The following is a 23,258-nucleotide window of genomic DNA, read 5'->3' on the forward strand; positions in this document are numbered from 1 at the left end:
TATAACTAAAATACGCTTTATTTCTTGTATCTTTTTATTTCTAAAAATTTTAATCAATAATTACGACTTAAATAACTCTAGTTAGCAAATTTAAAGCTTCTAGAGAGTGTCTAAGAACTATCTCCTAAACTTATTCACTTATTAGTATTAATGGCTTAAATAGGCTTAAAATGCCTTTTCAAAAGTAAAGAAAAAACTGAGTCGATTAAGACTCAGTTTGCTCAGTTGTTTCTTCTGATGATTCTTCTGCTTTTTCGGCTTCTTCTTTAGCTACTTTAGCCATAGTAGAAACAATCGCGTCTTCCTCTAAACGAATTAAACGAACTCCTTGTGTTGCTCGTCCAGTTTGAGATACAGATTCAATATCAAAACGAATAATAACACCTTTATTCGTAATTAACATAATATCCTCTTCACCAGTAACAGTCGTTAATCCAGCTAAATTACCATTTTTCTCAGTAATATTGACTGTCTTAATTCCTTTACCTCCACGTCCTTTAACTGCATATTCTTCTGCAGCAGTACGTTTTCCGTAACCTTTTTCTGTAATAGATAAGACTTCTGATTCAGGATGTAAGATGTCCATTCCGACAACATAATCCCCTTCACGTAGTCTAATCCCCCTAACACCAGCAGCACTACGTCCCATTGAACGAACAACTTCTTCGTTAAATGTTACTGAGTAGCCTTGATGAGTTCCAATAATAATATTCTCATGACCGTTTGTCAGTGTGACATTAATTAATTGATCATCATCTTTTAGACCAATGGCTTTTAATCCATTCGTACGGATATTAGAAAACTCAGTTACAGAAGTTTTCTTAACTGTTCCAAGACGAGTTGAGAAGAATAGGTATTGATTCTCTTCAGCTTTTCCTTCTACATTGATAATTGCTTCAATGCTTTCTGAAGAATCAATTCCTAGTAAGTTAATGACTGGAATTCCTTTTGCAGTACGACCGTATTCTGGAATCTCGTAACCTTTAGCTTTATAAACTTTACCAGTATCAGTAAAGAATAACAGGCTATCATGAGTTGAACATGATACTAAGTTTTCAACAAAGTCGTCATCATGAACTCCCATACCTTGAACACCACGTCCACCACGGTTTTGTGTTCTAAATTCTGTACTTGGCAAGCGTTTGATGTAACCATTGTGAGTTAGAGTGATAACAATATCCTCTTCCTCGATCAAATCTTCATCTTCTAAACTTAATACTTCACCAACTAACAATTCAGTACGTCTTTCATCACCATATTTACGTTGTATTTCATCTAATTCAGTACTAATGATTTCAAGAACTCTGTCATGATTAGCTAAAATATCTTTCAAATCAGCAATCAGTTTCAATAATTCTTGATATTCATTTTCGATTTTATCTCTTTCTAATCCTGTCAAACGACGTAAACGCATGTCCAGAATAGCTTGTGCTTGACGGTCAGATAAATCGTAGTTATCAATTAAAGCTTGTTTAGCAATCTCATCTGAAGCTGATGAACGAATTGTTTTGATAATTTCATCAATATGATCTAGAGCAATTCGTAAACCTTCTAAGATATGAGCTCTGGCTTCTGCTTTATTTTTATCAAATTCAGTTCGTCTAACAATAACTTCTTCTTGATGTTCTAAGTAATTTTCTAAAATAGATTTTAAACTTAATACTTTAGGCACACCTTTTACAATAGCTAACATATTAAAACCAAAACTTGTTTGAAGTGATGTTAATTTGTATAAATTATTTAAAACAACTGAGGCACTTACATCGCGACGAACCTCAATTGAAATGCGCATACCTTCACGAGAAGACTCATCACGTAAATCAGTAATACCTTCAACACGTTTTTCGCGGTGTAATTCTGCAATACGTTCAACTAATTTTGCTTTATTAACCATATAAGGAATTTCAGTTACAACTATACGTTCCTTACCATTTTTCATCTCTTCAATATGAACTTTGGCGCGGACAATAATCTTTCCTTTACCAGTTTCATAAGCACGACGAATACCTGATTTCCCCATAACCAAACCACCCGTTGGAAAGTCTGGTCCAGGTAAAACCTCCATTAATTCTGCAGTTGTTGCTTCACTGTTGTCCATTAAAACTTTTAGTGCATCAATAACTTCTGTTAAGTTATGTGGTGGAATATTAGTTGCCATCCCTACAGCAATACCAGTTGTTCCGTTAACTAAAAGGTTAGGGAAACGTGCTGGTAAAACTTCTGGTTCACGCTCTGTTTCATCGTAGTTATTTTGGAAATTAACTGTATTTTTGTTAATATCACGTAACATCTCAACAGCAATTTTACTCATACGTGCTTCTGTATAACGCATCGCAGCAGCTCCGTCACCATCCACAGAACCAAAGTTACCATGACCATCTACTAACATGTTACGGTAACTAAATGGTTGCGCCATACGCACCATAGATTCATAAATCGCACTGTCACCATGTGGATGATATTTACCCATTACATCCCCAACAATACGCGCTGATTTTTTATGAGCTTTATCAGGTGTCACACCCATTTCATTCATCCCGTATAAAATACGACGGTGAACAGGTTTTAACCCATCACGTACATCAGGTAAGGCACGAGAAACAATAACACTCATGGCATAATCAATAAACGATTCTTCCATTTCATCTGTTAGATTTATATCTTTAATATTTTCAATTATTTCCTCGGACATGAACAATCCCCCTTATCTCTTTTTAGATATCTAAGTTTTTAACATAATGAGCATTGGCTTCAATGAATTCACGTCTAGGCTCTACTTTATCTCCCATTAACATTTCAAAGACAGCATCTGCTTTAATAGCATCTTCTACACTCACACGTAACATCGTTCTCTTTTCTGGGTCCATTGTTGTATCCCATAATTGATGATCATCCATCTCTCCAAGACCTTTATAACGTTGAACACTTGGTTTTGGTGTTGCAGGTAATAATTCAACTACATCAGCTAATCTCTCATCAGCATCTTTTCCTGGCTGAATGTAAGTAATATTTTTACCTTGTTTAACACCATATAAAGGTGGTTGCGCAATATAAACATACCCAGCTTCTACAACAGGTCTCATGTAGCGATAGAATAGGGTTAAAAGAAGCGTTCTAATATGAGCACCATCCACATCGGCATCGGTCATGATAACTAATTTATGATAACGAGCTTTAGAAATATCAAAGTCACCTCCAAAACCAGTTCCCATAGCTGTAAATAATGAACGAATTTCTTCATTTGCTAAAATACGATCCATAGTTGCTTTTTCAACATTTAAAATCTTACCTCGAATTGGTAAAATTGCTTGCGTACGACGGTCACGACCTGTTTTAGCAGATCCTCCGGCAGAGTCCCCTTCGACGACAAATAATTCACATTCTTCAGGAACACGACTTGAACAGTCAGCTAATTTACCAGGTAAACTACTGATTTCAAGAGCACCTTTACGACGAGTTACTTCACGGGCACGCTTAGCAGCAAGTCTTGCCTTAGACGCTAAAATTCCTTTTTCAACTACTTTTTTAGCTGTGTCTGGATTTTCTAATAAGAACTTATTAAAAGCTTCAGAGAATAAACGGTCAGTTACCGTACGAACTTCTGAGTTACCTAATTTCGTTTTAGTTTGACCTTCAAATTGAGGCTCAGGATGTTTTATTGAAATAATCCCTGTTAATCCTTCACGAACGTCATCACCACTTAGATTTTCTTCGTTTTCTTTAATTAATTTTTGTTTTCTAGCGTAATCATTAATCACACGTGTTAAAGCTGTACGGAAACCAAATTCATGAGTTCCGCCTTCATAAGTGTGAATGTTATTAGCGAAACTTAGAAGATTTGTATGATAGCCATCAGTATATTGGATAGCTACTTCAACAGAAATCCCTTGTTGCTCACCATCAGTATAAATAGGTGTGTCAAAAAGAACTGTTTTATTCATATTTAAGAATTCAACGTAACTTTGAATTCCGCCTTCATAATGAAAAGCTTCAAATTTAGCTTGATCTTCACGCTTATCTTCAATAGTTATTTTCAAACCACGATTTAAGAATGCAAGCTCACGAATACGTGTTGCTAATTTGTCGTATTCAAAAATTGTTGTTTCAGTAAAAATTTCAGCATCAGGTTTAAAATTAATAGTTGTCCCGCGGTGATCTGTGTCACCAATTACTTTTAAGTCAGCACAAATTTTTCCACGTTTAAACTCTTGGAAATGGATTTTACCATCTACATGAACTTTTACAGTTAATTGTTCAGATAACGCATTAACTACAGATGAACCTACTCCGTGAAGTCCCCCAGAAACTTTATAACCGCCACCGCCAAATTTACCACCAGCGTGAAGAACAGTTAAAACAGTTTCAACAGCAGGACGACCCGTTTTTTCTTGAATCCCAACTGGAATCCCACGACCATTATCGACAACAGTGATACTATTATCTGCTTCAATCGATACATTAATCTCAGTACAGTAACCAGCTAAAGCCTCATCAATTGAGTTATCAACAATTTCCCATACTAAATGGTGTAATCCTTGAGGGCCTGTTGAACCAATATACATCCCTGGTCTTTTACGTACAGCCTCTAATCCTTCTAAAACCTGAATCTGACTAGCGTCATAAGCCTTAGAAGTTTCATTATTTTTCATTTCTTCTGTCAAAGTTAGTCACTGTTCCTTTCTACTATTCCTTGAGAAATATTGAATATTTCAGGTGTAATTTTTAGTTTATTCTCCAAATGAGTCAAACTAGTTGTTGTTAAAAAAGTTTGGAGTTTATTTTCAATGTATTCCATTAAATGAATTTGACGATCGTCATCTAATTCACTTAAAACATCATCTAATAATAAAATAGGGTATTCCCCTATTTCGTCATTAATTAATTCAATTTCAGCTAATTTTAAACTTAAAGCTGTTGTTCTTTGTTGGCCTTGAGAGCCAAAATTTTGAACATTTTTACCATTTACAAAGAAAAGTAAATCATCTCTATGTGGACCAACTGAAGTTGTTAATTGTTTTAAATCTTTTTCAGTTGCTTGTTTTAGTTCACTTAATAACATCTCATAAAGCTCTTTTTCACTCATTGTTTCTTCCAAGTTTAATGAGCTTTTATATTCAATAGTTAATGCTTCTTTGCCATAAGTTATTTTTTGATGGATAGTATTGGCCCATTCTTCTAACCGTTTAATAAAATGAAGACGATGATACAATACAAGGCTACCTGTCTCAGCTAGTTGTTCTGATAAAACGTCTAAATAAACCAAATCTTTATTACCGCTAAAAGCTATTTTTTTTAAGTATTGATTTCGCTGCTTTAATACAGTTTGATACTTACTTAAATTATATAAATAGTTAGCGTTGATCTGACCTATCTCCATATCTAAAAAACGTCTTCTTGTTTGAGGAGAACCTTTAACAAGAAGTAAATCTTCTGGTGCAAATAAAATAACATTCAAATGACCAACATAATGACTTAATTTATTTTGTTCTAAGCCATTAATTTTTGTTTTCTTTCCTTTGTTAGAAATAATCATTGTTAAGTCTAAGGTACTATCATGTTTCTCGATTTTCCCTTCGATTCGCGCAAACTCCTGCTCCCACCTAATCATCTCTTTTTCATTATTGCTTCGATGGCTCCTAGCAAAAGAAAGAACATAAATACTTTCCAACAAATTGGTCTTACCTTGAGCGTTTTCTCCTAAAAAAACATTAAGTCTTGGAGAAAACGACAAGTCAAGAGTGTCATAGTTACGATAAGAACGTAACGATATTTCTTTAATAATCATTTCTTTATTCCTTATCTTCTGGCATTTTAGCCATAAAAAAAGTACCTAGATCAGGTATTTCAATCATCATTTCTGCATATAGTTTACGTCCACGGCGATTTTCCAACTCACCATCTACATAAATAGCATGCTCTTGTAAGTACCATTTAGCCATACCACCACTAGAAATGACATCAACTTCTTTTAAGAATTGGCCTAAGGTTATGTAGTCAGACGTTAATAAAAAACTTTTTTTCACAAATTTTCACCTTCTTTTTCAAGGTCTATTTATAGATATTATACCTGTTTTAATCTTTAAAAACAAATTTTCTTTACATTTAAGCATATTTCAATCAAATAGGTACTTTTTTCATTTTATAGGCTTTCTTCCTTAAAACGTAAAAATAAGGCTAATTATTTAAAATGCATAAAAAAAACTATCCGAAGATAGTTTTCAAAAATAATTAGTTCGTTCTAACTGGTGTAATCAATTGAATAAAGTTAACTTCATCATCATTAGGTTGTAATGTGAACGGTCTAATTGGTGAGATAAACTTAATAACCACATCAATATTACCAAAAGATTTTAATGATGCTTTCATGTAGTCTGGGTTAAAAGAGATATCTAAAGGTTCACCTGTAACAGATGTGTAGTTTAATGATTCTTCTACATTACCAATTTCTGGTGAGTTACCATAAATAATAACTTGCTCAGAATTAATAGATAATTTAACAATGTTGTTTCGCCCTTCATGAGAAAGTAAAGAAGCTCGATCAATTGCTGCTAATAACTCAGGAACATTAAATTCAATTTCAGTAGAAAATGTTGTTGGAATTAATCTATTTGTATCAGGATAGTTACCTTCTAATAAACGAGAATAAAAATGCATACCTTCTGTTTTAAATAGAACTTGGTTTTCCATAATTGAAATTTCAACAATTTCTTCTTCATCTTTAAATGAACGAGATAATTCTTGTAAACTTTTTCCTGGTACTACAATATCAAAAGCATTATTTGATTCAGATATTGTAATAACACGTTGGCTTAGTCTATGACTGTCTGTTGCAACTGCTAATAATTCATTATTTTCTAAAATAAAATGAACACCAGTTAAAATCGGACGACTTTCATGTTGTGAGACAGCAAAAACAGTTTCACTAATTAATTTGTTTAAAACACGAGCTGATAATTTAAACGTATTTTGATTATCAATAATCGGTAAATGTGGATAATTTTCAGAGTTTAAGCCATTTACATTAAATAATGCTTTTCCTGAAGAAATAATGACTTGATTATTTTCTATTAATTCCAATGTTAATGTACTTTCTGGCAATTTGCGAATAATTTCATTGAAAAATCTAGCTTGTAAAACAATCGATCCTGTTTTTTCAATTAACATATTTGCTTTTTCATCATTAACACTTAAAAAAGTTTCAATGGAAATATCTGCATTACTTCCTGTTAAGGTTAATCCGTTTTCAGTTAAGTTTAATTTAACACCAGTTAAAATTGGGATTGTTGTTTTTCCAGAAATAGCTCTTTGAACAGTTGCTAATTCATCTAAAAAAGCATTTCTATTTAATGTTACTTTCATTGGTTTCTCCTTTTAAATAATAATAATAAATATAGTAATAGTAGTAGGGCCTGTTAGTACTGTGGATAAGTTAGTTTAGCTTAAGAAACGTATAAAAAATAGCATGTTAATAACATGTGGATAACTCCTAGGTTAAAAATAAAGATATCCACACCTAAGATATTAACAGATTTTTAAGTTCTCCAACTTCTTTTTGAATAATTGGATCATTCTCTAATAATTGTTGAATTTTTTCATGAGCATGAATCACAGTTGTGTGATCTTTACCACCAAATTCAGCTCCAATTTTCGGTAGTGAATTATCAGTCATTTCTCTTGAAAGATACATAGCAATTTGGCGAGGAACTACGATTGTTTTTACTCGTTTTTTCCCTTTTAAATCTTTTAATTGTAAATGGTAGTACTTACAAACTTCTTCTTGAATCAATAAAATAGAAAGTTCACTTTTTTGTTTTATTGGTTTTAAACTCTTCAAAGCATCAGCTGCTAAACTTGTTGTGATGTCATTGCCATTCATTGTGGCATAAGCTTGTACACGAACAAGAGCTCCTTCTAATTCTCTAATATTTGAATCAATTTGTCCTGCAATATAAGAAAGGGCATCATCAGGAATTTCTAAACCTTCAGCATTAGCTCTTTTTCTTAAAATAGCAATTCGTGTTTCTAAGTCTGGTGGTGTTATGTCAACTGATAGTCCCCAAGCAAAACGAGAAACAAGTCTTTCTTGCAGTTTAGGAATTTCATTTGGCAAACGATCACTTGTTAGAACAATTTGTCTTCCTTCATTATAAAGAGTATTGAATGTATGGAAAAATTCTTCTTGCGTTCCCTCTTTGTCAGCAAAAAATTGAATATCATCAACTAATAGTAAATCTACGCTACGGTATTCCTGTCTAAAAGCTTCAGAAGTTCTATTTTGAATAGAGTTAATGAAGTCATTAGCAAAACTTTCACTAGTAACGTATTTTATTTTGGCATCAGGCTGATTTGTTAACATCTGATGGCCAATAGCATGCATTAAATGGGTTTTTCCTAAACCTACACCACCATAGAAAAAGAGTGGATTATAAGTAGCTCCAGGATCTTCAGCAACAACTAAAGCAGCTGCGTGAGCCATTTGATTTCCTTTACCAATAACAAAAGTGTCAAAAGTATATTTGGAATTCAGTAATGCTTTTTTACTACTTTGCTTAACGATATCAGGTAGTTCAGTTTGAATTACCTCTTTATTTTTTTCAGGTTCTTTTATCTCATTTTCAATAATAAAAACAGGAGTAACTTCTTCTCCTGTTAATTTAAAACCTGTTTCGACAATTTTGGCAGCAAGATTTTTTTCCCAATACTCTCTGTGTAATTCGGAAGGAACTTCGATTGTTAATAAGTTATCCACTAAACTGATGGGCTTAGCTTGTTCAATCCAAGCATTAAAACTTGGAGGTGTTAATATCTTTCGATAGTCATCCTCCAATTCTTTCCATATATAGTCAATATTGGGCATAACGATCCCCCTAAAAATTAGTTTCTAGTCTATTCTAGCACTTTTAAAAAAAGTTTTCCACTGAATTTTATGATTGTGGATAGTAAATTAACAGATGTGTAAAAAAATTTTCCACAAGGTTAAAATTTATGTTAATAACTTTTCTTTATTTTTGGTTATCCATAAAGTTATCAACAAATACGGTTGTGTTAACATCAAACTTTCAGAGAGTTATTAACATGTTTTTTTATATCTGTTGATAACTTAATAACCTATTGTTAACCTGTTGATAACTAAAGAAGAAATAAAGAACAACTTTTTTGTGGAAATTTGAATAAACAGATTTGTGGATAGTTTTTATAGAGATGTGCATAAGTTTTAAGAAGAAAAAATACGATATTGAGTTGACAAATTCAGTGATTTGTTTGTATAATACTATAGTCTGTCTAAGTGATTTAGAAAGCATATCTAGTTTTAGGAGGTGGATTGAATGAAAAGAACATATCAACCAAAAAAACGTAAACGTCAAAAAGTTCATGGTTTCCGTAAACGTATGAGCACTAAAAACGGTCGTCGTGTATTAGCAAGTAGACGTCGTAAAGGAAGAAAAGCATTAGCAGCATAAATCACTGAATCTTTGAGTCAGTGATTTTTTTTTATAAAAAAATGAAAAAAATAGCTGCTTTATGCTATGATAATGATGTTATTAAGAAAGAAAACTTATAGAATTTAAAGGGTTGGATATTATGAAAAAATCCTATCGCATAAAAAAGGAAAAAGAATTCCAAAAAATTATTTACCACAAAGACTCTTATGCCAATCGGAATTTTGTTGTCTATATTCTACCTGCAGAAGAAAATACTCATTTTAGAGTAGGTTTATCTGTTGGGAAAAAAATCGGAAATGCTGTAGCACGTAATAAAGTAAAGCGTTTAATGAGAACTTCTTTATATGATTTAAGAGATTCAATTAAACCTAGTTACAATATAGTGTTAATTGCACGACCAAAAGTAGTTGATTTGTCATTAGATGAGGTAAAAAATAATATAGAGCATGTGTTTAAATTAGCAAATATAATAGAATAAGTGAGGGTATACGAGTGAAAAAGATGAAAAAATGGCTGCTACTCCTTAGTATGTTTGGATTAGTATTCTTATTAACTGCTTGTGGAACAGGAGATGTTAGTACATCAAGTACTGGTCTTTGGGATCGTTACATTGTTTATTATTTTGGGCAAGCAATTAAACTACTATCGTTTGGTAAAAATTACGGAGTAGGTATTATTCTATTTACAATTATTATCCGAATAATTTTAATGCCGTTAATGCATTATCAAACGAAGAGTATGCGTAAAACACAAGAATTACAACCTAAAATGAAAGAGTTACAAGAAAAGTATGCGTCTAAAGATGCTGAAACAAGTAGAAAACTACAAGAGGAACAACAACGTCTTTATAGTGAACATGGTGTGAATCCATTATCTGGTTGTTTACCAATGTTAGTTCAAATGCCAATTATGATGGCATTATGGCAATCAATTTCAAGAACGCCTGAGTTGAGAACAGGAACTTTCCTTTGGTTAGAACTTGGAAAAATTGACCCATACTACATTTTACCAGTTCTTGCGGCAGTCTTTACTTTTGCAAGTACTAAATTAACATCAATGGGACAATTGGAAGTTCAAGGTTCAATGAAAGTAATGAACTACATGATGCCAGCTATGATTCTTTTCATGGGTATCAACTTAGCCAGTGGTTTATCTCTATACTGGGTAATCTCAAATGGATTCCAAGTGATCCAAACATTATTAATTAATAATCCATTCAAAATTAGAAATGAACGTGAAGCAGAAGCTAAACGTAAAAAAGATTTAGAAAAGGCTCTTAGAAAAGCCAACCAACCAAAGAAAAAAAGATAAAGCTTTAATCATTTACTATAATAGGGGGTTCTGATCATGCCAAAATATTCAGGTGAAACCGTAGAAAAGGCCATTAACGCTGGTTTATCTGCACTTCAAATAGCTAAAGAGAACGCGACAATTGAAGTTATTCAAGAAGGAAAAAAAGGGTTTTTAGGATTTGGTAAACAAGAAGCGATAGTTGTTGTTGAAAAAATTCAAGCAACTGAAGTAGTCGCTGATGAAGTTACTAAAGAAGAAATTATTGAAGATGACGTAGAACAAGTTGTAGCAGAAAAAGAAGAAGTTATTTCTGAAATAACTGAGCTTGTAGATCTAACTGATGACGAAGCAGTAACAGCTTTAGCTGTATACTTAACTGATATCACAAGAGATTTAGGTGCCCCTTCGATGGTAAAAGTTTCAAGAGCCAAAGGTATTATTACTTTTAATCTTGAAACTGAGAAAAAAGGTTTATTGATTGGAAAGCATGGTAAATTAATCAATGCTATCCAATATTTATCTCAAGTTTATATTCATCGAATTGCTAAGAATCGTTTATCAATTGTTGTTAACGTTGGTGATTACCGTGAGAGACGTAAAGCAATTATCGAGCGTTTAGCTAAACAAACATTAAGAAAAGTTAGAGAGACTGGTCAACCAGTTTTCTTAGAGCCAATGCCTGCTTTTGAACGTAAGCAAGTCCACTCAATTCTTTCATCAGAATCAGATATTTCAACTCATTCTGAAGGAAATGAACCACATCGTTATTTAGTGGTAGAATTAAAAAATTAAACTCTTAAGAAATCTTATCATTTGAAGATAAGGTTTCTTTTTTTATAGAATTCTGTAAATAAATTTGATATACTACGAGAAGTAGTCTAAGTACTTACTGAGAACAACATTGTTTTAGCGAGTTTGGGAGAGTGAGAGCCAAACCAATGCTTAGAAGGAATCGCAACTACCTAACATTTAAACTTAAATATTAAAAAATAAAGTGGTTGAAATATCAACAACAAGAGTGGCACCGCGGATCAAGTCAATTCGTCTCTTATTACTATAATTTGCTTAGTAATGAGGGGCTTTTTTATGTAATTTTATAAAAAAACAGGAGGATACAAAATGGATTATAAGAATCAAATCGTTAATGATTTACAAGTTGCAATAGGAGATGTATTAGGTGCAGAAGAATTATATAATTTTTTAGAAGTACCTAAAGCAAGTTCTCATGGGGATTTTGCTTTTCCAGTTTTTTCTTTAGCAAAAGTTTATCGTAAAGCACCAAATATGATTGCAGAAGAGTTAATCGAAAAATTAGATAAAACTCATTATGAAAACATTGTAGCAGTGGGTGGTTATATTAACTTCTTCTTGAAAAAAGGGATTGTAAGTCATGAAGTTTTAACAACTATTTTAACTGAAAAAGAACACTACGGAGATGCTGAGATTGGAAAAGGTGGTAATGTGCCAATCGATATGTCATCACCTAATATTGCTAAGCCGATGTCAATGGGACATTTGCGTTCAACAGTTATTGGAAATTCGCTAGCTCAATTATCAGATAAATTAGGATATAACCCGATTAAAATTAATTATTTAGGTGACTGGGGAACTCAGTTTGGTAAATTAATTGTGGCTTTTAAAAAATGGGGTAGCGAAGAAGCAGTTCGTGAGAATCCAATTTCAGAATTACTAAAATTATACGTTCAATTCCATGACGAGGCTGAAAATGATTCATCTTTAGAGGATGAGGGTCGTGCTTGGTTTAGAAAATTAGAAGAAGACGATGCAGAAGCAGTCCGTTTATGGACTTGGTTCAGAGGTGAGTCATTAAAAGAATTCCAAAAAGTTTATGATATGCTTGGTGTGACTTTTGATTCTTACAATGGAGAGGCTTTCTTTAATGATAAAATGGAACCTGTTATTGAAGAATTACAAGAGAAAAACTTACTTGTATCAGATCAAGGAGCAGATATTGTTTCTTTAGAGAAATATGACTTAAACCCAGCTTTAATTAGAAAATCCGATGGTGCAACACTTTATATGACGCGTGATTTAGCTGCAGCTAATTATCGTCATGATAACTACAATTTTGTTGAATCATTATATGTAGTAGGAAATGAGCAATCAATTCACTTCAAACAATTAAAAGCTGTTTTAAAAGAAGCAGGACATGACTGGTCAGATGATATTAAACACATTCCTTTTGGCTTGATCACATCAGGTGGTAAAAAATTATCTACTCGTAAAGGAAATGTTATTTTACTTGAAGAAGTTTTAAACGAAGCCATTACAGCAACTAAAAAAGGAATCGAAGAAAAAAATCCTAGTTTAGAAAATAAAGATGAAGTTGCTCATCAAGTAGGTGTTGGAGCTGTTATCTTCCACGATCTTAAAAATGACCGTATGAATAATTTTGACTTTAGTATTGATGAGTTAATCCAATTTGAAGGAGAAACTGGTCCTTACGTTCAATACACACGCTCAAGATGTGAAAGCATATTAGCTAAAGCAGACTGGAAAGTTGAAGACTTTAAAGGTGTTGCTCAATTAGATGATCCAGATTCTTGGGAAGTTGTTAAATTATTAAATATTTTCCCAGATAAAATCCAAGAAGCATACCGCAAATATGAGCCATCAGTAATTGCTAAATATGTTATTGATCTAGCTCAAAAATTCAATAAATACTATTCTAAACACAAAATTTTAACAGATGATGCTGGAAGAGATGCAAGATTAAGTCTAGTTTATTCCGTTTCAACAGTTATTAAAGAAGGTTTACGCTTATTAGGTATTGAAGCACCAGATAAAATGTAATGAATAAAGCACATGACTCTTAATGGAATCATGTGCTTTTCTCTACAGAAAGAGGGATTAATATGGAGATTAGTGTTAAAGAAATCAGCGAATTATCTGCAAAAGAAATGATTGAAATTTTTTATGAACGAGTAAAAGTATTTGTTGTTGAGCAAAATTGTCCCTATCAAGAAGTAGACGAAGCAGATTATTTAGCAAAACACGTTGTGTTAAGAGAAAATGGTGAAATTTTAGGATACACAAGAATTATTAACCGCAAAGCAGATGTTACTTTTGGTCGTGTTTTAATAACTGAAAACGCAAGAAAAAGAAGACTAGGAAAACTTTTAGTAGAAACGACACTAAAAGAAATTGCAGAAAGTTATCCTCAAAAAGCAGTAAATATTTCAGCACAACATTATTTACTAGGATTTTATGAATCCTTTGGTTTTGTTGCGACAACAGATGTTTATCTAGAAGATGATATACCCCATATTGGAATGACATTAAACAAATAAAATTGTCAAAATCTTGAGATTATGCTATTATTTCTAATGAATATAATACGGATAGCAGTCAAAGTGCGTATCCACTTTTTTTTGAGTTGTCAAAAAAGGGTGGAGTAGGCACTTTTTTATATGGATTTTTTTAGAAAGGACCTAAAAAGATATGAATAATATAACCAAAGAATTTGATACAATTGCAGCCATTTCAACACCACCAGGTGAAGGAGCTATTAGTATTGTCCGCCTAAGTGGGGATGATGCAGTTGTGATTGCTGATAAAGTAAATGCTTATGCTCAGAAAAAATTAATAGATGTCGCAAGTCATACGATTCACTATGGTCATATTAAAGACCCTGATACAGAACAAGTATTAGATGAAGTGATGTTTTCAGTCATGTTAGCTCCAAAAACATTTACAAGAGAAAATATTGTTGAGATTAACTGTCATGGGGGAATGGTAGTAGCTAATCAAGTCTTGCAATTACTTTTAAGGCAAGGTGCCAGATTAGCAGAGCCTGGGGAATTTACGAAACGTGCTTTCCTAAATGGTCGGATGGATTTATCACAAGCAGAAGCTGTGATGGATTTAATTCAAGCTAAAACAGATGAATCAATGAAACTTGCTTTAAATCAATTAGATGGTAAATTATCAATTTTAATTCGCGACTTACGTCAACATATTTTACAAGCTTTAGCTCAAGTAGAGGTTAATATTGATTACCCTGAGTATGACGATGTGGAAGAGATGACAACTAAGTTAATGAAAGAAAAAGCAGAAGAAGTTAAGGCCTCAATTGATCATTTACTTTTAACTGCAAGACAAGGGAAAATCTTAAGAGAAGGTCTTTCGACAGCGATTATTGGTCGCCCTAATGTTGGGAAATCAAGCCTTTTAAATTATTTACTTCAGGAAGACAAAGCGATTGTTACAGATATTGCTGGAACTACACGAGACGTGATTGAAGAATATGTGAATGTACGCGGTGTACCACTTAAATTAATTGATACAGCAGGTATTCGTGAGACAGAAGATATTGTTGAGAAAATTGGTGTCGAAAGAAGTCGCAAAGCCTTACAAGAGGCTGATTTGATTCTTTTAGTATTAAACCAAAGTGAAAGTTTAACACCGATGGATAAAGAGTTACTTGAATTAACTCAAGGAATGAACCGAATTATCCTTTTAAATAAAATGGATTTAGAAACACAACTTGATTTAGCCGAGTTAGAGACTTATTTAAACAATGAAACAGTTCTTTCTATTTCGGTAACCTCAAGTGAGGGAATTGAAAGCCTAGAACAAAGTATTAAAGACACATTCTTTACTAATTCAGGTAAAGAAAAAGACGCAACATACATTTCGAATTCACGTCACATTGCTTTGTTAGAACAAGCTAACATGGCATTAGATGAGGTTTTAAATGGGATTGAGATGGATATGCCAGTAGACCTATTGCAGATTGATATGACACGTTCATGGGATTTATTAGGTGAAATTATTGGTGATAGTGTTCAAGATGAGTTAATTACTCAATTGTTTAGTCAGTTCTGTTTAGGAAAATAGTAGGAGAGAAAAATATGGAAAAACAACAATATGATGTCATCGTTGTCGGTGGTGGACATGCAGGTTCAGAAGCCTCATTAGCCGCAGCTCGTATGGGCATGAAAACATTATTAGTTACTTTAAATTTAGATATTATTGGTTTTATGCCTTGTAACCCTTCAATTGGCGGACCTGCTAAAGGTGTTGTCGTTCGTGAGATTGATGCATTAGGTGGTGAGATGGGTCGCAATATTGATAAGACTTATATCCAAATGCGTATGCTTAACACAGGAAAAGGCCCTGCCGTTAGAGCTTTACGTGCTCAAGCAGATAAATATGAATACCAAAATGAATTGAAGAAAACTTTAGAAAACACTGAAAATTTAGATTTGAGACAAGGAATTGTTGAGAAATTAATTGTAGAAGATAATGTTGTTAAAGGTGTTCAAATTAGTACAGGAACTCAATTTTTCAGTAAAGCGGTTATTATTACTGCTGGAACTGCTCTTCGTGGTGAAATTATTATTGGGGAATTAAAATATTCTTCAGGGCCTAATAACTCACTACCTGCTATTGGTTTAGCAGATCACTTAAAAGAGTTAGGTTTAGAGATTGAACGATTCAAAACAGGAACACCTCCTCGTGTGAAATCAAGTTCGATTAATTATGATGTAACTGAGATTCAACCAGGAGATACTACGCCTAATCATTTTAGTTTTGAAACTTTAGATGAGTCTTATAAACAAGAACAATTACCTTGTTGGTTAACTTATACTAACTTAGATACTCACGGAGTTATTCGTGAGAACTTACACCGAGCACCTATGTTTACTGGTATTGTTGAGGGTGTGGGAGCTCGTTATTGTCCATCTATTGAAGATAAAGTAGTTCGCTTTAGTGATAAACCGCGTCACCAAATCTTTTTAGAGCCAGAAGGAGCTAATACAGAAGAAGTTTACGTTCAAGGTTTATCAACATCATTACCAGAAGATGTGCAACATGAGATGATTCATAGTGTTGCGGGACTTGAAAATGCAGAAGTTATGCGTAGCGGGTATGCTATTGAGTATGATGTAGTTGTGCCTCATCAATTACGTCCAACACTAGAAACAATGAAAATTGACGGACTTTATACAGCAGGTCAGACTAATGGTACATCTGGTTATGAAGAAGCAGCTTGCCAAGGATTAATGGCAGGAATAAATGCCGCATTAAAAATTCAAGGTAAAGAACCATTTGTCTTAAAAAGAAGTGATGCTTACATTGGTGTATTAATTGATGATTTAGTAACTAAGGGAACAAATGAACCTTATCGTTTACTAACATCTCGTGCCGAATACCGTTTGTTATTACGTCATGATAATGCTGATTTACGTTTAACAGAAATGGGGCGCTCAATTGGTTTAGTGAACGAAGAGCGTTTCTCAGAATATGAAACGAAAAAAGCGATGATTGAAAGTGAGATGGCTCGCTTAGAAAAAATCCGCTTAAAACCAACTAAAGAATTACAAGCTTATTTAGCTGAAAAAAATAGTGCGGCCTTAAAAGATGGTATTTTAGCAGCAGATTTATTGAAACGTCCAGAGTTAAACTATTTAGATATTGCTAAATTTATTGAAACACCTGAAGTTGAAGTGCCTCGTTATGTTTATGAGCAAGTTGAAATCCAAGTGAAATACGCTGGTTATATTAAAAAGGCTAATGATAAAGTAGATAAATTAAAGCGTATGGAAGCTAAAAAAATTCCAGACAATATTGATTACACAAAAGTGAACAGTTTAGCAACAGAAGCCGTTCAAAAGTTAGAAAAAATTAGACCAGAAACAATTGCTCAAGCAAGCCGTATTAGTGGAGTGAACCCTGCTGATATAAGTATCCTAATGGTTTATATTGAACAAGGTAAAATAGCGAAAAGAGATTAATAAAAAAAGGCTTAGTGATAAGCCTTTTTTATTTATGAAAATTTATGTTTTCTTTCTTCAATGAAATTTGTTATTGTATCGATAAAAAGTTTTTTAGAAATATCTTTTGTTAGATATACTGTTTCAATTGGAAAATCATTACTAAAAATCTCAATAGAAATAGAAGCGGTTAGCTCGTAGATATACGGACTAGCATAATGAATAGGATCTATTGTACAAAGACGGATATTTTCCATTTTATCTGGATTACTTTTATTAATAATTTCTATTAAAAAAATGAGTGTTTCATTTTGTTTTATTGACTCATCTAAATTGTTTTTAGAATTAGAAACAAAACCATCAATAGTACCTGGAACAAAAGTATAGTTAGATTCATCTATAGTATTAGCCATTAATTTATTCTCCTTTTTTTATTTTTCATCTCCTTTTTAAATACATACCACGGCTTTTAGGCCAAGTATCTATAAAGCCAAATTGGGAGTATAGTTTATAAGCTTCTCATCAGCAATTAAGTTGACATAGGCTTGTTCATCCACTTTTTTATGAATGTACTGAACTAGTTCTTTAACAATTAACTTTCCTAAACCCTTACCTTGATAAAGCTGGATCAACAACAATATCAACTACTTGAAAAACCGTACCACCATCACCAACTATTCTTCCCATACCTATCAATTTATTGTTATCTCTAATAGTAACAGAGTAAAAGCTATTCTTTAACCCTGTCTTTGCACCATCTTTACTCTTAGCTGATAAACTGCCTAATTTTCTTAAAGTAAGATATTCTTCTACAGTAGGAATTTCCTTTATTGTAGTAAATTTAGTTTCTTTCATATAAGTGCTAACTTTCTTTTTTGTGTAACAAATTAAAATGTTTCACATGAAACATCTTTTTTCTGTTCATTATAGTGGATATTCATTGAATTTTTTGTTTTTTTGCGTTAGAGTAGAGATATCTGTGAAACATTTTTTTGTTTCACAATAAGGAGAGTAAAGATGAAACCAGAAATATTTAGACAAGAATTAGCTAAAATTGGTATTGATTTATCGGAACAACAAATGAATCAGTTTAAAATGTATTATGAACTACTAGTTGAATGGAATCAAAAAATTAACTTAACAGCTATTACAGAATTAGAAGAAGTTTACTTAAAACACTTTTATGATTCAATCACTTTAGCAACAACTATTGATTTAAGTAAAGAAAACTATTCTTTATGTGATGTAGGTGCTGGTGCTGGTTTTCCTAGTATTCCTTTAAAAATTGTGTACCCTAACTTAGAGGTTTCAATTGTTGATTCATTAAATAAGCGTATTAACTTTTTAAAATTATTGTGTGACTCATTAGAATTAGAGAATGTTCATTTGTATCACGATAGAGCAGAAACATTTGGACAAAATAAAGCTCACCGTGAAAAATTTGATTTAGTCACAGCTAGAGCAGTAGCTAGATTAAATGTATTAGCAGAGCTTTGCCTACCTCTTGTTAAGAAAAATGGTCAGTTTTTAGCATTAAAAGCTGCTAAAAGTGAAGAGGAAGTTATCGAAAGTAAAAAAGCTATAGCTACTCTAGGTGGTAAATTAGTTAATGAAACAGAAGTCTCTTTACCATTTAGTGAAGATAAACGTTATATAGTAGCAATTGAAAAGAAAAAAGAAACACCAAATAAATATCCAAGAAAACCAGGAACACCAAATAAAAAACCATTAGTATAGAAAGACAAAGTCAATTGGAAAAATTGGAGGAAAGATAATGGCACGGGTAATATCAGTTGCAAATCAAAAGGGCGGTGTTGGTAAGACAACAACAACTGTCAATCTAGGAGCCTGTTTAGCAGATGCAGGTAAACGTGTTCTGCTTGTTGATATGGATGCACAGGGAAACGCGACAAGTGGTATTGGCATTAAAAAATCAGATGTCACTAATGATATTTATGATGTTTTAGTTAATGAAGTTCCGATTAAAGAAGTGATTCAACAAACAGCCAGAGAAAGATTAGATATTGCACCGGCAACTATCCAATTATCAGGAGCAGAAATTGAATTAACCTCTATGATGGCAAGAGAATCACGTTTGAAAACAGCTTTAAGTGATATCACAGAAGAATATGATTATGTATTAATTGATTGCCCACCTTCATTAGGACATTTAACAATTAACTCATTTTCAGCAAGTGATTCAATTTTAATACCTGTTCAATGTGAATATTATGCTTTAGAAGGTTTAAGTCAATTACTAAATACAATCCGCTTAGTCCAAAAACATTTCAATGCAGATTTACGTATTGAAGGAGTATTGTTAACGATGTATGACGCAAGAACTAATTTAGGTTCTGAGGTTGTTGAGGAAGTTAGAAAATACTTTAGAGAACGAGTTTATGACACAATCATCCCACGAAACGTGAGATTATCAGAAGCTCCAAGTCATGGACAATCAATTATCGACTATGATCCAAAATCAAAAGGTGCCGAGAATTATCATGCTTTAGCAAAGGAAGTGATGAATCGTGACGAAAACTAATAAAGGTTTAGGTAGAGGAATTGACGCTTTATTTAAAGATTTTTCAGAAATTGAAGAGGTAGATGAGCAAAAAGATGTCGTCTCAGAGATTCCATTAGAGGAATTGAGACCAAACCCTTACCAACCAAGAAAAACCTTTGATGAGCATGCTTTACAAGAATTAGCGGAATCAATTAAACAATCAGGTGTTTTTCAACCAATTATTGTTAGAAAATCGACTATCAAAGGTTATGAAATTATTGCTGGTGAACGCCGTTTTAGAGCTTCAAAATTAGCTGGTAAAACAACTGTTCCTGCCATTATTAGAGAGTTTGATGAAGCACGTATGATGCAAATCGCGGTACTTGAAAACTTACAACGTGAAGATCTAAGCCCAATGGAAGAAGCAGAAGCTTATGAGATGTTAATGAAAAATTTAAAATTAACTCAGGTAGAACTCTCTGAGCAATTAGGAAAAAGTCGTCCGTATATCGCGAACTATTTAAGACTCTTAACGTTACCTCAAGTAGTTAAAGACTTAGTTCAAAAAGAACAACTATCAATGGGACAAGCTAGAACTTTATTAGGTTTAAAAGATGAGAAAAATATTATCCCTTTGGCTAATCGTGTATTAAAAGAAGGATTAACTGTTCGTCAACTAGAACAAATTGTTTCTGAGATGAATGATAAAGAATCTTTAACACCTAAAAAGGCAAAACAAGTGACACCAAAACCTTACTACATAAGAAGTAGTGAAGACCGTTTAATGGATAAATTTGGTACAAGTGTTGCGATTAATGAGAAAAATGGTAAAGGGAAGATTGAAATTGAATATCTATCCCAAGCCGATTTAACAAGAATATTAGATATTTTAGAAATACAATTTGATGATTAGATAAAAGAAAGAGGTTGTGACAAAAGTGTTCAGCTTCAAGAAATAAGTAAAAAATCTCAAAAATTATTTCTTAAATTTTTGAGATTTTTGGCTTATTTCCGTCGAAGCTACTTTTGTGACACCGTTTATTTGTAATTGAGGGAGTGTGACTTATTTTGTCACACTCCCACTTCTCTTTTTGAAATTTAAGGAAATAAATTTGTAAAACCAAAAGCTAAAGAGACAATTTTGTGTTAATATATAGCTTGTGTTACTTTGTAGAAAATTAAGTAAAGGAAGGTGTCAGTATGTTTGATTTAGGTGATATTGTTGAGATGAAAAAACCTCATGCTTGCCAAACAAATCGTTGGGAAATTACACGTATGGGAATGGATATAAAAATCAAGTGTGTAAACTGTCAGCATATTGTGATGATGCCTCGTAAAGAGTTTACTAAAAAGATGAAAAAAGTGTTAGAAAAAAAGAGTGAAGACAATTAAAAGAAAGAGTGATGATTAGATGGCATTAACAGCAGGGATTGTTGGATTACCAAACGTAGGGAAATCAACATTATTTAATGCAATTACAAAAGCAGGAGTAGAAGCGGCAAACTATCCTTTTGCGACAATCGATCCTAACGTAGGGATGGTAGAAGTACCAGATATGCGTTTAGATGAATTAACAAAATTAGTAAAACCTAAAAAAACAGTACCAGCAACTTTTGAATTTACAGATATTGCAGGAATTGTTAAGGGTGCTAGTAAGGGTGAAGGATTAGGAAATAAATTCTTAAGTAATATTCGCCAAGTAGATGCAATTTGTCATGTTGTTCGTTGTTTTGACGATGAGAATATTACTCACGTTGAAGGACGTGTTAACCCATTAGAAGATATTGAAATCATTAACTTGGAGCTGATTTTTGCAGACTTAGAATCAGTTGATAAACGTATGAGTCGTGTCGCTAAAATTGCTAAAACAAAAGATAAAGAAGCAGTTGCTGAGTTAGCAGTTTTAGAAAAAATTAAACCAGTTTTAGAAGAAGGTAAATCAGCAAGATCGATTGAATTCTCTGATGACGAATTACCAATTGTTAAAGGTTTATTCCTTTTAACAACAAAACCAGTTCTTTATGTCGCTAACGTTGCTGAAGATGAGGTAGCTGATGAAGAAGGTAATGAGTACGTACAACAAGTAAAAGAATTTGCAGCAACTGAAAATGCAGAAGTTATTACTGTCTGTGCTAAAGCAGAAGAAGAAATTGCTGAATTAGATGATGAAGATAAAGCTGACTTCTTAGAAGCATTAGGTATTGAAGAGTCTGGTTTAGATAAATTAATCCGTGCTGCTTATCATTTATTAGGTTTAGCAACTTACTTTACAGCTGGAGAACAAGAAGTAAGAGCTTGGACATTTAAAAATGGTATGAAAGCCCCTGAGTGTGCTGGAATTATCCATACAGATTTTGAGCGTGGTTTTATCCGTGCTGAAACAGTGTCATATGATGACTTAAAAGAACACGGTAGCATGACCTCTGCTAAAGAAGCAGGACGTGTTCGTTTAGAAGGTAAAGAATATATCGTTAAAGATGGCGACGTTATGTTGTTTAGATTTAACGTCTAAAATTAGAAAATAAAGGTGAGACTAGTGGAAGAATCAAGAGAAGAATTACAACAAAAAGTAGCTCAAAATCGCGAATTAATGCCTCAGTTAACTAAAAAAAATGATCAATTTATTTTTGATTTAAATAAAGCTTTAGAAGGTAGTGACATTTCTGAAGAGAAAAAAGTCCTAGCTATGAACGATATGTTAACTAAATTAATTGAAGGTCAAAAGACTGGTGTAACTGCTAAACAATTATACGGCACACCGACTGATGCTATCGAAACAATTGTTAATACACCAGAACCAATGCCAGAAATGTCATTTGGTAAAATTATGTTAGATAACTTTTTAATGTTATTTACATTCTTAACAGTTATCACATCACTACTAGCACTGTTCTCAAAAACAGGAACAGGTAGTACACAGGGAATTGTCTCACTAATCCTAGGTGGGATTTCAGGAGCTTTCTCATTCTATTTAATTTATAGATATATCTACGTTTACGATGAGCCAGGTGCTGATCGTAGCAAGCGTCCAGGAGCATTTAAAACAGGTGGAATTATGGCCGTTAGTTTCTTACCATGGTTCTTAATTATGGGAATCTCAGCATTCTTACCACCAGCAATTAATCCAGTGCTTGATCCAGTTCTAACGTTGGCACTTGGTGCAGCATCATTTGGTTTAAGATATTGGTTGAAAAAGAAATACAAACTACAAGGTACAATGTTCATGCGTAGCTAATAAAAAGAGATGTTAAAAAATCTACATGACTCTAGAATTCTAAG

22 protein-coding genes are annotated in these 23,258 nt (G+C 32.9%); 14 read left to right on the forward strand and 8 right to left on the reverse strand.

Going from position 1 to position 23,258, the window contains the following annotated elements; all coding sequences use genetic code 11:
• Positions 1–205 precede the first annotated feature (205 nt).
• From gyrA to dnaA, 6 genes are all read right to left on the reverse strand, one after another.
• A complete protein-coding gene (gene gyrA, locus DFR54_RS11510) occupies positions 206–2,692 on the reverse strand; it encodes a DNA gyrase subunit A (protein WP_114290346.1) in 2,487 nt (828 codons plus the stop codon).
• A gap of 22 nt (positions 2,693–2,714) precedes the next feature.
• Positions 2,715–4,661, reverse strand: coding sequence for a DNA topoisomerase (ATP-hydrolyzing) subunit B (gene gyrB / locus DFR54_RS11515; RefSeq protein WP_114290347.1), 1,947 nt, complete (start codon positions 4,659–4,661; stop codon positions 2,715–2,717).
• 2 nt (positions 4,662–4,663) lie between these two features.
• Positions 4,664–5,785, reverse strand: a complete 1,122-nt coding sequence (gene recF / locus DFR54_RS11520) for a DNA replication/repair protein RecF (protein ID WP_114290348.1) — start codon at positions 5,783–5,785, stop codon at positions 4,664–4,666.
• Between the two features lie 4 nt (positions 5,786–5,789).
• Positions 5,790–6,023, reverse strand: coding sequence for a S4 domain-containing protein YaaA (gene yaaA / locus DFR54_RS11525; RefSeq protein ID WP_086340750.1), 234 nt, complete (start codon positions 6,021–6,023; stop codon positions 5,790–5,792).
• A 205-nt stretch (positions 6,024–6,228) separates the two neighbouring features.
• A complete protein-coding gene (gene dnaN, locus DFR54_RS11530; RefSeq protein ID WP_086340751.1) occupies positions 6,229–7,359 on the reverse strand; it encodes a DNA polymerase III subunit beta in 1,131 nt (376 codons plus the stop codon).
• Between the two features lie 154 nt (positions 7,360–7,513).
• Positions 7,514–8,857 carry a chromosomal replication initiator protein DnaA gene (gene dnaA / locus DFR54_RS11535; RefSeq protein WP_114290349.1) on the reverse strand — a complete coding sequence of 448 codons (1,344 nt, stop codon included), beginning with the start codon at positions 8,855–8,857 and terminating at the stop codon, positions 7,514–7,516.
• A gap of 469 nt (positions 8,858–9,326) precedes the next feature.
• Between dnaA and rpmH the strand changes: the two genes are divergently transcribed.
• The 8 genes from rpmH to mnmG all read left to right on the forward strand — a co-directional run bounded on the left by rpmH (position 9,327) and on the right by mnmG (position 17,497).
• Complete coding sequence (gene rpmH, locus DFR54_RS11540) at positions 9,327–9,461, forward strand: 50S ribosomal protein L34 (protein ID WP_086340753.1); 135 nt, start codon at positions 9,327–9,329, stop codon at positions 9,459–9,461.
• Between the two features lie 121 nt (positions 9,462–9,582).
• A complete protein-coding gene (gene rnpA / locus DFR54_RS11545; RefSeq protein WP_086340754.1) occupies positions 9,583–9,921 on the forward strand; it encodes a ribonuclease P protein component in 339 nt (112 codons plus the stop codon).
• Positions 9,922–9,935: 14 nt separating this feature from the next.
• A complete protein-coding gene (locus DFR54_RS11550) occupies positions 9,936–10,754 on the forward strand; it encodes a YidC/Oxa1 family membrane protein insertase (protein ID WP_114290350.1) in 819 nt (272 codons plus the stop codon).
• Between the two features lie 36 nt (positions 10,755–10,790).
• Positions 10,791–11,528, forward strand: a complete 738-nt coding sequence (gene jag, locus DFR54_RS11555) for an RNA-binding cell elongation regulator Jag/EloR (RefSeq protein ID WP_114290351.1) — start codon at positions 10,791–10,793, stop codon at positions 11,526–11,528.
• 327 nt (positions 11,529–11,855) lie between these two features.
• A complete protein-coding gene (gene argS / locus DFR54_RS11560; RefSeq protein WP_114290352.1) occupies positions 11,856–13,550 on the forward strand; it encodes an arginine--tRNA ligase in 1,695 nt (564 codons plus the stop codon).
• A 62-nt stretch (positions 13,551–13,612) separates the two neighbouring features.
• Positions 13,613–14,047, forward strand: a complete 435-nt coding sequence (locus tag DFR54_RS11565; protein ID WP_114290353.1) for a GNAT family N-acetyltransferase — start codon at positions 13,613–13,615, stop codon at positions 14,045–14,047.
• Positions 14,048–14,198: 151 nt separating this feature from the next.
• Positions 14,199–15,596 carry a tRNA uridine-5-carboxymethylaminomethyl(34) synthesis GTPase MnmE gene (gene mnmE, locus DFR54_RS11570; RefSeq protein WP_114290354.1) on the forward strand — a complete coding sequence of 466 codons (1,398 nt, stop codon included), beginning with the start codon at positions 14,199–14,201 and terminating at the stop codon, positions 15,594–15,596.
• A 14-nt stretch (positions 15,597–15,610) separates the two neighbouring features.
• Entirely contained in the window at positions 15,611–17,497 is a 1,887-nt protein-coding gene (gene mnmG / locus DFR54_RS11575) for a tRNA uridine-5-carboxymethylaminomethyl(34) synthesis enzyme MnmG (protein ID WP_114290355.1), read from the forward strand.
• Positions 17,498–17,529: 32 nt separating this feature from the next.
• Here the strand turns inward: mnmG and DFR54_RS11580 are convergent, their stop codons facing one another.
• Both DFR54_RS11580 and DFR54_RS13415 read right to left on the reverse strand, forming a co-directional pair.
• Positions 17,530–17,889: a hypothetical protein gene (locus DFR54_RS11580; RefSeq protein ID WP_114290356.1), complete on the reverse strand. Its 360-nt coding sequence runs from the start codon at positions 17,887–17,889 to the stop codon at positions 17,530–17,532.
• A gap of 196 nt (positions 17,890–18,085) precedes the next feature.
• Entirely contained in the window at positions 18,086–18,331 is a 246-nt protein-coding gene (locus DFR54_RS13415) for a hypothetical protein (protein WP_227289537.1), read from the reverse strand.
• A 162-nt stretch (positions 18,332–18,493) separates the two neighbouring features.
• Here DFR54_RS13415 and rsmG point away from each other — a divergent pair, with 162 nt between their 5' ends.
• The 6 genes from rsmG to DFR54_RS11615 all read left to right on the forward strand — a co-directional run bounded on the left by rsmG (position 18,494) and on the right by DFR54_RS11615 (position 23,214).
• The gene (rsmG, locus tag DFR54_RS11590; protein WP_114290357.1) at positions 18,494–19,213 is read left to right on the forward strand and encodes a 16S rRNA (guanine(527)-N(7))-methyltransferase RsmG; all 720 of its coding nucleotides are present in this window, start codon (positions 18,494–18,496) and stop codon (positions 19,211–19,213) included.
• A gap of 37 nt (positions 19,214–19,250) precedes the next feature.
• Entirely contained in the window at positions 19,251–20,018 is a 768-nt protein-coding gene (locus tag DFR54_RS11595) for a ParA family protein (protein WP_086340764.1), read from the forward strand.
• Positions 20,005–20,892, forward strand: coding sequence for a ParB/RepB/Spo0J family partition protein (locus DFR54_RS11600; RefSeq protein ID WP_114290358.1), 888 nt, complete (start codon positions 20,005–20,007; stop codon positions 20,890–20,892). The genes DFR54_RS11595 and DFR54_RS11600 overlap by 14 nt, the downstream gene beginning before the upstream one ends.
• 287 nt (positions 20,893–21,179) lie before the next feature.
• On the forward strand, positions 21,180–21,371 hold the full coding sequence (locus tag DFR54_RS11605) for a DUF951 domain-containing protein (protein ID WP_086340766.1): 192 nt from the start codon (positions 21,180–21,182) through the stop codon (positions 21,369–21,371).
• Between the two features lie 19 nt (positions 21,372–21,390).
• A complete protein-coding gene (gene ychF, locus DFR54_RS11610) occupies positions 21,391–22,491 on the forward strand; it encodes a redox-regulated ATPase YchF (RefSeq protein ID WP_114290359.1) in 1,101 nt (366 codons plus the stop codon).
• A 24-nt stretch (positions 22,492–22,515) separates the two neighbouring features.
• On the forward strand, positions 22,516–23,214 hold the full coding sequence (locus DFR54_RS11615) for a DUF1129 domain-containing protein (RefSeq protein ID WP_086340768.1): 699 nt from the start codon (positions 22,516–22,518) through the stop codon (positions 23,212–23,214).
• The last annotated feature ends 44 nt before the right edge of the window (positions 23,215–23,258 follow it).

The organism is Vagococcus fluvialis (assembly GCF_003337315.1).
GTDB classification, from domain to species: Bacteria; Bacillota; Bacilli; order Lactobacillales; family Vagococcaceae; genus Vagococcus; species Vagococcus fluvialis.